At 63.5% G+C, this 13073-nt stretch carries 11 protein-coding genes; 9 read left to right on the forward strand and 2 right to left on the reverse strand.

Annotated features, from left to right (window positions below; genetic code table 11):
* Positions 1 to 162: 162 nt before the first annotated feature.
* Positions 163 to 1776, forward strand: a complete 1614-nt coding sequence (locus tag EV688_RS16370) for a S10 family peptidase (protein WP_117319589.1) — start codon at positions 163 to 165, stop codon at positions 1774 to 1776.
* A gap of 7 nt (positions 1777 to 1783) precedes the next feature.
* Here the strand turns inward: EV688_RS16370 and EV688_RS16375 are convergent, their stop codons facing one another.
* On the reverse strand, positions 1784 to 2614 hold the full coding sequence (locus EV688_RS16375; protein WP_162884006.1) for a substrate-binding domain-containing protein: 831 nt from the start codon (positions 2612 to 2614) through the stop codon (positions 1784 to 1786).
* A gap of 229 nt (positions 2615 to 2843) precedes the next feature.
* Here EV688_RS16375 and EV688_RS17500 point away from each other — a divergent pair, with 229 nt between their 5' ends.
* Genes EV688_RS17500 through EV688_RS16385 form a run of 3 tightly spaced genes read left to right on the forward strand, consistent with a single transcriptional unit; the run spans position 2844 to position 5312 of the window.
* Positions 2844 to 3389: a hypothetical protein gene (locus tag EV688_RS17500; protein ID WP_162884007.1), complete on the forward strand. Its 546-nt coding sequence runs from the start codon at positions 2844 to 2846 to the stop codon at positions 3387 to 3389.
* A gap of 22 nt (positions 3390 to 3411) precedes the next feature.
* Positions 3412 to 4431, forward strand: a complete 1020-nt coding sequence (locus tag EV688_RS16380; protein WP_240624467.1) for a M20/M25/M40 family metallo-hydrolase — start codon at positions 3412 to 3414, stop codon at positions 4429 to 4431.
* 56 nt (positions 4432 to 4487) lie between these two features.
* On the forward strand, positions 4488 to 5312 hold the full coding sequence (locus EV688_RS16385; RefSeq protein ID WP_117319593.1) for a DUF1499 domain-containing protein: 825 nt from the start codon (positions 4488 to 4490) through the stop codon (positions 5310 to 5312).
* Here EV688_RS16385 and EV688_RS16390 read toward each other — a convergent pair.
* Positions 5300 to 6946 (reverse strand): winged helix-turn-helix domain-containing protein, encoded by a 1647-nt coding sequence (locus EV688_RS16390; protein WP_117319594.1) that lies wholly within the window; start codon positions 6944 to 6946, stop codon positions 5300 to 5302. The genes EV688_RS16385 and EV688_RS16390 overlap by 13 nt on opposite strands.
* Positions 6947 to 7209: 263 nt before the next feature.
* Between EV688_RS16390 and EV688_RS16395 the strand changes: the two genes are divergently transcribed.
* Genes EV688_RS16395 through EV688_RS16415 form a run of 5 tightly spaced genes read left to right on the forward strand, consistent with a single transcriptional unit; the run spans position 7210 to position 12958 of the window.
* The gene (locus tag EV688_RS16395; protein WP_117319595.1) at positions 7210 to 8415 is read left to right on the forward strand and encodes a DUF1611 domain-containing protein; all 1206 of its coding nucleotides are present in this window, start codon (positions 7210 to 7212) and stop codon (positions 8413 to 8415) included.
* Positions 8412 to 9284, forward strand: a complete 873-nt coding sequence (locus EV688_RS16400) for an alpha/beta hydrolase (protein ID WP_117319596.1) — start codon at positions 8412 to 8414, stop codon at positions 9282 to 9284. The genes EV688_RS16395 and EV688_RS16400 overlap by 4 nt, the downstream gene beginning before the upstream one ends.
* 22 nt (positions 9285 to 9306) lie before the next feature.
* Positions 9307 to 10509: an HlyD family secretion protein gene (locus tag EV688_RS16405; protein ID WP_162884009.1), complete on the forward strand. Its 1203-nt coding sequence runs from the start codon at positions 9307 to 9309 to the stop codon at positions 10507 to 10509.
* The gene (locus EV688_RS16410) at positions 10509 to 12338 is read left to right on the forward strand and encodes a 7TM domain-containing protein (protein WP_117319598.1); all 1830 of its coding nucleotides are present in this window, start codon (positions 10509 to 10511) and stop codon (positions 12336 to 12338) included. The genes EV688_RS16405 and EV688_RS16410 overlap by 1 nt, the downstream gene beginning before the upstream one ends.
* Positions 12335 to 12958 carry an aspartyl/asparaginyl beta-hydroxylase domain-containing protein gene (locus EV688_RS16415; protein WP_117319599.1) on the forward strand — a complete coding sequence of 208 codons (624 nt, stop codon included), beginning with the start codon at positions 12335 to 12337 and terminating at the stop codon, positions 12956 to 12958. Before EV688_RS16410 ends, EV688_RS16415 begins: the two co-directional genes overlap by 4 nt.
* The last annotated feature ends 115 nt before the right edge of the window (positions 12959 to 13073 follow it).

Here is a 13073-nt window from a genome sequence, read left to right on the forward strand (position 1 = left end):
CCACTCAGTCAACATTTTTTAAACTCCGCGGAGATTTTCCAGCACCTTCCAGGTTGCAAAGGCTGTTACCGACCACGGACCCGCCGCCACCGCCTGACGTTTTTTTGCGCTCCGCGTTCAAGTATTCTTGCCATTAGCACTGAACACGGCTGAGGAATGGCGATGAGAAACTCCAGGCAAAACCGACTCGCAGGCTACTGCACACCACTCGTACTGGCACTGAGCCTGCTGCTGGCATCTGTCAGCGCTTCGAGTCAGGCAAAGGAGCATGGACACGACGCGGCCAAGGGCAAAGACGCTGCATCAGAGAGCGAGCACGGGGACGACCTGCCCGAGCGCAAGCTGCCGGTTGACATGTCCCATAGCCAGGACGGGCAGGTCACCATCAAGGGCGAAGATGTGAATTACCGCGTCACCATCGGCACGCAGCCGGTCTATGGTGAGAAGGACCGGGCAATCGCCGCGCTGCAATACACCTACTATGAGCGCAAAGGTGTTGATGACACCTCGCGTCGCCCGCTGTTTATTTCCTTCAACGGCGGACCGGGGTCCGGATCGCTGTGGATGCACCTGGGCTACACGAGCCCGAAACAGCTCGTGATAGATGACGAAGGCTATCCCGTGCAGCCCTACGGTGTGCGCGACAACCCCCACTCTATCCTCGACGTCGCCGACATTGTCTATGTAAACCCCGTGAATACCGGTTTCTCGCGCATTCTGGACAAGGAGGTAGAGCGAGAAACCTTCTTCGGTGTCGAGGCGGATGTGACCTATCTGGCCGACTGGATAGACGGCTTTGTCTCGCGTATTGATCGCTGGCGTTCGCCGAAGTATCTGATCGGGGAGAGCTATGGCACCACCCGGGTATCGGGACTGGCCGGCGCGCTCCAGAACCGTCACTGGATGTACTTAAACGGCGTCATCCTGGTCTCACCCACCGGGCTGGGGCTGGAAACCGAGGGGCCATCGCCGCGCGCCAATCTGCTCAAGCTTCCCTACTACACGGCGGCCGCACACTACCACGGCCAGCTTGCGCCGGCCCTGCAGGAGAAACCCCTGCTTGACCTCCTTGCCGAGGCGGAAGCCTTCACCATTGACGAGCTGCTGCCTTTCCTGGCGCGTGGCGGTTTCGTCGACAGCACTACGCGCGAGAGCATGGCAGAAAAGGTGGCGCGTTACGCGGGCCTGAGCCAGCAGTTCGTCATGGACTACAACCTCGCCGTACCGGCATCGGCCTTCTGGAAGGAACTGCTGCGGGACGAAGGTTTCACCATCGGTCGTCTCGATTCCCGCTACCTTGGCCTGGACCGGGTCAACGGGGGCGAAAGATACGACTACCCGCCGGAACTGACTTCCTGGAACCACGCCTTTGCGCCGGCCATCAACCACTACCTGCGCGATGAGCTCGGCTTCGAGACGGACCTGCAGTACTACCTCTTTGGTCCGGTGCGCCTCTGGGACGGCCAGGGTGACACCAACGTGGGTGAGGAGCTCCGGCAGGCGATGGCGCAGAACCCCTACCTGAATGTCATGGTGCAATCCGGCTACTACGATGGCGCCACGGACTACTTCAGCGCCAAGTACGTGCTCTGGAACCTGGACCCCAGCGGCCGGCTTCGGGACCGCATGCGTTTTGAAGGTTACGAGAGCGGCCACATGATGTATCTGCGCGCCGAGGACCTGAAAACCTCGAACGAGCACATTCGCGAGTTCATCCGTCAAAGCACGCCGGCCGAGGGCGCACCGGCCAGCTACGGCAGGGTTCGACGGCGCTGATCCGGCGCTACTTTGCCGCGCGAGTTATGGGCATGGCACGCGCTTTGATGATGACGTCGGCGCCGGCGCTTTCGACAAAATCGAGGAAGTCGCTGACGCTTTGCGCCGCATTGGGTCGGGCGACGAGAAAGACATCCCGCATTAGGGTGTAATCACCCTTCAACAGGGTCGTGCGATCGGGTCGGATACCGTCCAGGGCCAGGGCACGCAGCTGGCCCTGGCTTGCCAGCACGCGCGTCATGGTTGTCATGCCGATGGCTCCCGGGGTATCCCTGAGGGCCTGCGCCAATTCTCCGGAGCGTTCTTTTATCTGTACATCCGTGGCCATGGTCAGCGTACGGAAGCAGGGAAGCCTGGCCTCCAGTACCTCCATATCGACCTCCACGCGGGGGCGCGCAAAACGGCGAACCGGCAGTTCCGGGCCGTGCAGCTCTGACCAGTGATTGTATTCCCCGGCGTAAACGCCACACAGTTCCGAGGTCGTTATGGCCTCCATCGGGTTACCCTCGGTATTGATGGCCAATACCACCGGCATTTGCGCGAAGCGGTAAACATCGTAGCCTTCGGCCCGCAACGCCTGCTCATCCAGGCCGTGACTCGCCATAATCAGATCAATACGGTCTTGGTCCAACGCAGCCAGACGTTCGCGGGAGGGCATCCCCACGCCGACGTCCACCTCTCGCCCCTGATGCGACTCCATGTACGCCGCGGCCAGCGCGGCAACCAGCGGCCGCGCGCCGTTGGAGCCGTCGATGCGCACTGGGCCCGTAGACGTCGCCGAGGCACAGACCGAAAGTAACAGGCTGATGAACAAACAGACCAGTTTGCGTTTTGCCATTTTTTTGCCCGCAGGATACCCAGATCGCTGCATTCTACCTGCGAAAGGCAGCCTGGAAAAATTTGGCAAGGTCGTCTCCCGGTTCTCGCGGGTGTCAATAGCGTGACCGGACGCGCCAGGGATCACTGACAGGGCCTCGATCGTCGGCCTGGATTGTCGGCATAGCCATCTGCCGCAGTGGAGGTTATGCTCCAACGCTTCCTGCCATAACGAATAAAGAGGTATAGCGATGCCTTTGTCCGCTGTATTGCACGGCTTTCACAGTGTTTGGCTACGTTCTGCGGCGGTGCAGTCTGCCGCCCGCGCCCTTCTGGGGGGCGCCCTGCTTTCCCTGATGGGCGCCGGGGTTACCATGGCGCAGGACGGCGCGAGCATCGCCCGCGACTTCCACCGGCAGCATGCGCCGGAAATCATTACCGACTTCGCCGACTTCCTGCGCCTGCCCAACGTCGCCAGCAACCTCGATGACATGGCGGCCAATGCACGTTTCATTGAGCGCTACATCGCTGCGCGCGGCTTCACATCGCGCGTAGTATCTGCCGGCGGCGCCCCCTACGTGATCGCGGAGCGGCCCGGAAGCCCGGGCGCGCCCACGGTGCTGATTTACGCGCATTTCGACGGCCAGCCGGTCGTCCCCGATGACTGGGTGTCACCGCCATTCGCGCCGACCCTGTGGAGCGCAATGCCGGGCTCGCCCCGAAGCGCAGCGCAGGGATCTCGCCCAGCCAGCCTACGATCCCGAGTGGCGCCTCACGGCGCGAGCCGCGGGCGATGACAAGGCGCCGGTGATTGCGCTGATGGCCGCCATCGATGCCCTGACCGCGGCCGGCGCCATGCCCGATGTCGGAATCAAGCTGTTTCTGGACGGGGAGGAGGAACGCGGCAGTCCCACCCTGGCTGGCGTTCTTGAGCAGGTCGGTGAGGATCTTGATGCCGATGTACTGCTGTTCTGTGACGGGCCCATGCACCAGTCCCGCCGGCGGCAGCTCACGCTCGGGGTGCGCGGCAGCATGACGATAGATGTGCGAACCTTCGGGCCAAATCGCCCTCTGCATTCCGGCCATTATGGCAACTGGGCGCCGAACCCCAATGAAACACTGATGCGGCTGCTGGTCTCCCTGAAGGACGCGCAGGGGCAGCCGGCAATCGAGGGATTTGTCGAGGATGTCGCGCCGGTCACGTCGCTGGAGCGCGCAGCGATACGCGCCATGCCGTCCATCGACGCAGCGTTGGCGTCGGAGCTCGGTCTGGACACCAATGAGATTGACGGCGAACGGATTGAGGAAGCGATCCTGCGCCCTGCCATTGTGGTGCGCGGTCTCTATGGCGGTGCGGTCGGCGACAGGGCACGCAACATCATCGAGCCGGATGCGCAGGCGTCGATCAATGTGCGCCTGGTGCCCGGGCAGACGCCGGAACGTGTTGCCGCTCAGTTCACGGCGCACTTTGCAGATCAGGGCATGACGGTATCGCCAGATGCTCCGCCGGCCGGTACCGCGCGGGAGAATCACCTGCAGCTTACGGTGCGGCCCGGCGGGTACAGGGCCTTCCGCACGCCGGCGGATGCGCCCATCGTACAGCAGCTCAAGCAGATCATGGACAGGCTACCAGGGCCGGAAACGCTGATTACGCCGACCATGGGCGGCTCGCTGCCGATCTATCTGTTCGAGGAGTCGCTGGACATGCCGATCGTGATCCTCCCCATCGCAAATCACGACAACAATCAGCATGGGCGCAACGAGAACCTCCGCTTGCAGAACCTGTTCGATGCCATCGAGCTTTACGCGGAGATACTCGCTGGCCTCGCAGAGCAATAACGATCGACAGCCAATTCAAAGGCCGGCGCAGGCCGCAATCAGAGAGGAAAACCGCAATGACTGACATGGCCGAAAACCGCGAAGCGTCGCTGTTGCCGAAAACCGTTGCCTACCTCAGTGCGTTTCTGGGCGTTGGTATCGGCGTCCTCGCCCTGGCGGGGCCGCTCGCCGTGTGGCTGGGTCTGGGTGACTTCCGCCTTGGCTTCTCGCTGCTGCGGACCGCCAACAGCTGGGCACCCTGGGTCGCGGTGACCGCGCTGTTGATTGCGGTCGCTCTCCCCGTCATCGGAAAAATGACATCGCGACCGGAATTGGGTCGTCTCGGATCGCTGGCGCTGATTGGCGCCATCAGCGCCGGCCTTACCTGGTACGTGCCGCAGACGTTTCGGCCCCCGGAAGGCACACCGTCTATCCACGACATCGCGACAGACCCGGAGGCCCCGCTGCAATTCGTCGCCATCGTGCCACTGCGTGCCGACGCGCCCAACAACCTCGACTATGGCGTGATGCAAGGCGTTGAATCCGTCGAGCAGCACATCGAGATGCAGCGCAGCGCCTACCCTGACATCGTGCCACAGCGCTTCGAGGCACCGGCACGCGAAGTATTCGAGCGTGCCCTGCAGGCCGTCGATACGCTGGGCTGGGAACGGGTCGCGGCAGACCCCGAGAGCGGGCGCATAGAAGCCACGGACACCACCTTCTGGTTCCGCTTCAAGGACGATGTGGTCATTGAGGTAAAGGATAGCGCCAGTGGCGGCTCGGTGCTCAACGCGCGTTCGGTTTCCCGGGTGGGACGTGGCGATGTCGGCAAGAACGCGGCGCGCCTGCGCGAACTGTTCACGCTGCTGCGCGCTGACGAAGCTGAATCTCAGGCGCAGTAAGGCACTGTCTCGCGTACCCGCGAGCAGTAGTCCGGAAATTTCCCACGTGTGCGCCAGAATGCGCTCAGACCCATGTCAGCGAACATTTTCTGGATGCGTGGGTCCTGCTGCAGGCGCGCCAACCCGTCTATGTAGCGGCGCGTCAGCGTGTTGCGCTCATGAATCCAGCCGTGCACCAACTGCAGGTCGCGATATTCACCCCTCGCCACACTGCCGCGAACCCGTTCCACGAGCGGATCGATCAGGCCGAGAGCCAGCGCGATGTTGAAATCCCTGGTCGCCGGTGAAGACCGCGCCAGCTCGTCAAGACGCGCCTCATCCCCCGCCAGCATGGCCTCGTAAATCGCCAGTCGCTGCTGGCCCGACTCTCCCAGCTCGCCCAGCAGTGTCCGCATGTGCGCCAGCCAGGGATCCACGTCGCCGAGTATCAGGTAGGCATTTGCCTCCGCGGCGCGAACATCCCAGGCATCGTCACCCACCAGGGCACGAATCAGCTCTACCTGCCGCAGTGCTCCGGCTGCACTTCCCAGGCGTGCCTGCAGCTGCGCAAGGGCTGCGTGCATGCTCACCGACAGTGGCCAGTAGCGACGGTGGTCCTGCCAGACATCCAGCGCGTCCTGGAACCAACCAACCTCAAGGTAGAACTCACTCAGGCGACGGACACAGGCGACGCAGTCAGGGGCACGTGACACCAGATTCTGCAGGTCGTCTTCGTACTGCTGCCAGTCCACAACATCGGTACCGGGCCGGTAGGTCGTCGCCATGACCGCGGGATGTTCAGGCGCCACCTGCTGCGCACGCTCGATGAAGGCGCTATAGGCCGCCCGATAGCCGACACTCGCGCTTTCACGGTGATCGTGACGGGCCATTTCGCGCTGCAGTTCTGCCAGACCGAGAATGGCCTCCACGAACTCCGGATCGTGAGACAGAATACGCTCGAAAAGCTCGCGGGCGACCGGCAAATCTGCTTCGGTGCGTCGATCCAGGTGGTATCGCGCACGCTTGTAAAGCTGCTGTGTCGTTTCCGGCTGTGTGTCCGTCCCGCCGGCGCTGCCCGTGTTTCCCGCTACCGGTGACAGCATCGACAGCGGCTCACCAGGCGTCGGTACGGATCTGTCCCGGGCGCTGTCATCCAGGAAGGAGCTTGCCGCCAGCACAACGCTACTGAGGGTGACGAGCAGAGCAATACCGCGCATGGAGCGCTTGCCGAAACTCAGGCCGTCGCTGCCGGCGGCTCTGGTGGGTGCAGGCTGCAGCGGCACCTCGTCCCAGGTCACCCTCGGGAGAAGGCAGTAGCCGCGCTTGGGCACGGTGCGAATGTAACGCGGTTCTCGGGGACTGTCGTCAAGCGCCTTGCGCAACTCGGAAATACACAGGCTCAGGCTGTCATCAACCACGCGACGCCCGGGCCAGACAGCATCAGCAAAGGACTGCCGACTGACCACCTGACCGGCGTGCCTGGCGAGCAGCGACAGCGCATCCATTGTGCGCGGCGGCAGCCTGGACGCTTCCCCGGTGGAGACACACGTCAACGCGTTCCGCGCCGGGTCAGCCCTGAAGTCGCCGAACTCGAAGGCCACAACCAAGGCGCGCTCCGACGGATCCACGGCAGTCTGTTCTGCGGTTTTTTGCATCACGAGCCCCAGCGTCCGGCTCTCTGTTCCTCATCGTGTCAGAGGCCTGTCAGACAAATACGTCGTTTCACGGCATCGGGCACAGCCATGCCAGCAGCCGCCCGTCCCGCCCCTCCGATAGTAGCGACTTGGTGCCAGCAGCGCCACGGGCCAACCCACTCGCAATAATTGGGACTTTATTCACAATTTTATTGACTGCCTCTTTATTTGGGACTATTTTCCCATTTAAACGTTACCGCAGGGCTATCTCAAGGAGCGCGATCATGGGCAATCTCGAACATTTTTCCGACTGGCACGACGCCGTCACCACGAGCAGCGAGGAGAAGATCACTACCGCCACGCGGACTTTGCTTGAGCGCATGCACGACACTGCAGCCTCAATGTCATGGCCCGGCGAGCAGCGCCTGCAGGCCCTGCCCGGGAATGCGTTGAATCACAGTCACTGGTCTTTCACGACACGGCGGGTGGATCGCGCAAGGGTCAAATCGCTGCTTGAGGGCAACCTGCAGCCTCAGGTCGGTGATCTGCTTCTCGCGCGCATCGAAACTCTCGGACATCATGGCAAGCTGCAGCTGGTGGATGGTCGGCGACGACGCCTTTTCCGCGGTGATCTCGTTATCGTCACCTACGCCAATCGTTACGCCTGCGAGCAGTTCGAGGCCGAAGTGCCACAGAGCCTTGCCAGCTGTCATCTGGTTGCCGGCGGCGGGATAGCCGCTCTTGCCCTGTCGTGGCACGACCGCATCGTCAAGGGGCCGACCACGATTCAACCCCTCGGCCTGCTGGCGGATGACCAGGGACGGCGCATCAACATCGGCGATTTCTCACTTCCCGCGCTCACCGCTCCCCCGGCGATACCGCCCCTGTTCGCCGTCGTGGGCACCGCCATGGATGCGGGCAAGACCGAAACAGCGGCCCATCTGCTGCGGGGCCTGAAGTCCACGGGAAGACGCACCGGCTACATCAAGATTACCGGCACGGGTGCCGGAGGAGACACCTGGCTGCTGCAGGACGCCGGCGCTGACTGCGTGCTCGACTTCACCGATGCGGGGCTGCCCTCCACTTACCGGGCCCCGGTCGCGCGGATTGAGCACGCCATGGAGTTGCTGGTCGGCCACATGGCTTCAGCGGGCGTCGACGCCATCGTGATGGAGGTGGCAGACGGGGTTTACCAGCAGGAAACCGCACAGCTCGTTCGCTCTGCCACCTTTGCGCAGAGAGTCAGCGGAATCGTGCTGGCCGCCCGCGATGCCATGGGCGCCAGTGCCGGCATCCGTGCGCTGGATGATCAACCCAGGCCGGTTCTCGCGCTGTCCGGCCTGCTCTCTGCCTCACCCCTGCAGCGGCGCGAAGCACAGGCCGCGCTTGGCATCGACAGCTTCAGCCGGGAAGAACTTGCCAGCGCCGCTGTTGCCCGCCGACTGCTGGCCGGCGCAGCGGGCACCGGTCAACGGGAGATGGCGCAATGAACCCGCAACAGTTACGTCGCGACAATCGCATCAGCACCCTGACTCCCGGCCAGCTGCAGGAGCAGCGACTGTCGGGCACGCCGGATCTGCCGTATTTTGCCTATCGGCCCTATCGCCTGCGTCAGGAGCAGCCGCCGCTGGTTTACGTGCACGGCTACAATCGACGTGCCGAAGCGCATGCCCGGGCCCTGTTACCGCTCTGTGACGCGCTGGGCTGTCCTCTGCTCGCCCCCCTGTTCACCCATGACGAGCACCCGCGATACCAGCGGCTGGGCAGGGGTAACGACGGAGTTCGCGCGGACCGGGTGCTGAATGCCTGCCTGGAGGACATGTTCGGCGACGACGCAGGGGCGATCCATCTGACCGGCTTTTCTGGCGGTGCCCAGTTCGCCCATCGCTATACCATGGCACACCCCGCGCGAGTGGCCCGCCTGATCATCATCGCCGCCGGCTGGTACACCCTCCCGGACAAGACGCTGCGCTACCCCCTCGGTCTGCACACTCGCCGGGCATTGCGCGGCCGGAACCTGAACCCCGAGCGATTCCTGCGTGTGCCGACGACAGTGATCGTCGGCGACCAGGATACCGGCAGGCAGAACCTTCGCAGCTCACCCGAGCTGGACGTCCAGCAGGGTACAACGCGGATCGAACGCGCTCGCAACTGGGTGGCGCATATGCGTATTGCAGCCCGGAGTCATCGTCTTCCGAGCCGGGTACAATACCTCGAAATACCCGACATTGATCATGACTTCGACGCGTTCATTGATCGCGGACATCTGCTGGCGTTGCTGCGCGACAGCCTTGGCTCCGGTTCCCAGGCAGATGCGAGCCAGGATTTGGTGATACCGCTGCAGACAGCGTTGCCATAAACCGATGCGCAAGGGACAGAACATGACAGCAGCTGAAGCCAGGGTAGGTCAGGTTCCGAAACGGGAGTCTGGCGAGACCCCGTCGGTCAAGCCTGCGTCCGTGGCAGACAGGAATGTGCCGGAGTTGTCGACTGGCAGGAGCACTTCTCGCGCTGGCCCACTGATTGCAGGACTGCTCCTGATCTCGGCTCTGCTACCCACGGGTCTGTGGGTTCAGCACCAGTCGGCGTTCGTGGTGTCAAGGGATGCTCTGGTCCGGGCACATCTTTCGGAAATCGGCACGCGCATCGAGGGCGTGGTTCGCGAGGTCCGGGTGGATGCCGGAAGCCAGGTCAAGGCGGGGGACGTGCTGCTTCGCCTCGACGACCAACATGTCAGGGCTGAACTGGCCCAGGCCCAGGCAGAGCACGACGCCCTCACTGCCGACTATCGTGCGGAAAAAACCAGCATTGAGCTGGAACGCGATCGACTTCAACTGCGCATCAGCGGGGCCGAGGCAGAGGTGCGTCGTGCCACGGCGGCGCTACAGGCCGCCGCCAGTGAGGCTGACGGTGCCGTGGCATTCCACCGCGCCCGTCAGGCGCTATTGCCCGAGCGAGCGATATCCCGGGAAGTAGTGCGCGACGCCTCCGCCCGGGCCAATACCGCGCAGGCGCGGGCTGCCGCTGCTGTCGCCGAGCAGGAATCGGCAATTCATCTGCTCGCCGAGGCACACCACAACCAGCGAGAGCTCGTCGTGCGCGAGCAGCGGCTCGACGTACTCGCAGCACGGAGCAGAAAGGCCGAGGCGCGCATCGCCAGGGCGGAGGCCGACCTTGATGCGACGGTGATCCGTGCCCCGGTTGACGGCGCGATTATCCGCCGGCTGGCACAGCCCGGTATGGCTGTGGACGTCGGCACCCCGATTCTCAGTATGTGGTTCAGCGACAACACCTGGATAGAGGCCTGGGTCGACGAGTCCGACCTGTCCGACATTACCACCGGCAACCGGGTGCGCGTGACCTCTCCCGCGCTACCCGGGCAGACGCTTGAGGGCGTGGTGAGCAGCGTTGGCCTCGCCACCGACTTCGAGATGCCACTCGACTATCTGCCGAGGTCGCGCAGTGAACGCATGCAGCAAGCGCCCCTGGTAGGCGTCGCCATTCACCTGCAGAGCATGCCCGCACTGCTCAGGCCAGGTATGTCTGCCGTTGCCAATATCGAACGCAGCGAGCGGTTACCCTGATGCACGCTGGCATCATCAGGCGTCTGCGGACGCACCAGGCTCGACGCGGCATACCGCTGCCCGTGCTGGCGCTGGTTGTTGCCCTTGGCATTCTGCCGCTTCTACTGGTGGGACTGCGGGTTCTGGCGTTTGCCGGGAGTGGCGGGCCGGCACTGGGCATGGCTGGCGACTGGCTCAACCAGCACCTGAGCCTGCTCTGGATTCCCGCCGCAGACCGCACTGCCATCCTGCATGTTGTTCAATTGCCCCTTGCGGCACTGATGGTGGCGGTGACCCGGCTGAGCCTGGGCATTCGTGTCCTGGGATTTCGCGCCATACTGATCGCCATCGGGATGGGCGAAATCGGCATTCTCCCGAGCCTTCTCCTGATAGCGATCATCGCCGGGAGCGTTGTGCTTGTCAGACCGCTCATGCGCCGCTCCAGCATGCCCCTGTACGCCCGCGTCTCCAGCATTCTCTCTATCGTCGCCGCAACAATGGTCGGCGGCCTTCTCCTTGGCAGCACCTTTGACGTACCCATGCTGTCGAGCTTCGCCTTTTTCCCGGTGGTGATTCTTGCCATGCTGGCGGAAAGTATTGCCGACACTGTTGCCCGGGAAAGCACCGCGATGGCGGCCTGGCGCACCGCGACCACCATCCTGCTGGCGCTACTGATCGCCGTGATATCCGCATGGCCGCCACTGCGCCAGCTCACACTGGCCTGCCCGGAACTCATTCTGACACAGCTCGTTCTCGTCATTCTGGTCTCGGAATTCATGGACTGGCGGCTTCTCGAGAACTTTCGCCCGGGCCAGAACTCACCACAGCCATCGACAGGACTGCATATTGCGGTCGTGCGCAATCGCTGGAGTAACGCCGTACTCCGACACACAGGCAGCACCGCGCCCAAACGCTACCGCCTGCGTTCAGTGCAGGCACTGGTGGATGAGCTTCGCGCTCGCGGTCACACGGTCGTTGTCCTCGAAGCAGACGCGCGCCTGTTCAGCCGATTGAAGGATGTTTTCCCGCGCGAGGCCCTGGGCGAAATCCCCGAGGCGCTGGTGATCAACTGCGCAGGCGGCGCGCAGGGTAAGGGACGCCTGTGTCAGGTGCCCACTCTGTGCGAGATGATCGGCGTGCCCTACACAGGTCCGGACCCGCTTGCCATGGCGGTTATCAGCGATCAGCTGCTGATGTCACAGACGCTGGCCGCACAGGGGCTGCGGACCCTCCCCTGCCGGGAACCCGTATACGCGAAGGACCATGACCCCGGCCATGACCCCGGGGAACTGCCGGGGCCAAGGCTGGTAATGCACCGCTTTCAAACGGACAGAGAGCCCATCCTGGCGCGCAGTGCGCCAGCCATCACGCGTGCGATGACACGCGTGCGCAATGCGGGCGATCTGCCACTCATCGCTGCCGTTCCGGCAGGGCGCCGGCTGCGTGTCGTCGTCATTCGCGGCGCGAATGCCGGCAGCCCACCCCAGGTGCTGCCGCCCATCGAAAGCCACCCCGGGAAGCGCGGCTATCCGCCGGCTCAGCTTGATCACGCCCAGCACAGCGCGCTGGCCGACGCGGCGCAGCGGGCCTTTGTGGCGCTACGCTGCGGCGATCTGGCGCGCATGGAACTCTGGCTGACCCCCGAGGGTGAGGTTGGCATTATCAGCGTACGCGCTATCGATCTTCTGTCGCCGCGCGGCGAAGTCGCCGTGAGTGCCCGCGAGGCAGGCATCAGCTACCCGGCTCTGATTCAGCGATTGCTCGATTCCCACATGACACCTGCGCGCCATGCACCGGCGATCGGTCACGCTCCACTCACTGTGTTTGAACCCGCGCGAGGTACCCTATGAAACACTTCAGACTCATCCGATCAGGCGTGGCCGTCAGCCCGCTTCTACAGGCCCTGAGCAGCGTAGACGCAGCGTGGGACCTGCAAACCGGCCGACAGGAGAAAGTCCGCGTACAGCGCGAGGCACTCGCGGTGCCGATACGCGGCCTGCGAAAATCCTGCCTGCACGGCAGAGCGCGGCGCGACGTGCAGGAAAGCCGCTGGACCACGGGGAGCGCCCGCTTTCCTCTCATACGCCATTTTCTGCAGAGTGTTGCCGAGGATCTCGATTGCGGCCTCGGCCGCGCCAAGCTGATAGCACTGCCCGCCGGTCGGCGGGTCTATCCACATATCGATCGGGGACGCTACTACCAGCTGCACGACCGTTACCACCTGGTGCTGAAATCATCCCTGGGTTCCTGGCTGCGGGCGGGCGACGAGGAGGTGCGCATGCAGGAGGGAGAGCTCTGGTGGTTCGATAACCGGCAGATACACGAAGCGTACAATGATGGCGACGAGGATCGGATCCATCTGATTTTTGATCTGCTCACACCCGTGGGTCGCAAGGAAGCGGATCGGCAGTTGTTCCAGGCACGCGCCGCACAGGCCACCAGAACAGGGGATGCGGCGGCGGTGTCATGACCGCCGCCGGTCGCCCTGGCGGCCCACTGATATGTTGTGACCTGTCAATCGCATTCTTCCAACTTTCATGTGCTATTTTTCATGTTTTCTGCCTTTTGCAGTAAGCCCTTGGAAC

Source organism: Chromatocurvus halotolerans, assembly GCF_004340525.1.
GTDB lineage: Bacteria > Pseudomonadota > Gammaproteobacteria > Pseudomonadales > Halieaceae > Chromatocurvus > Chromatocurvus halotolerans.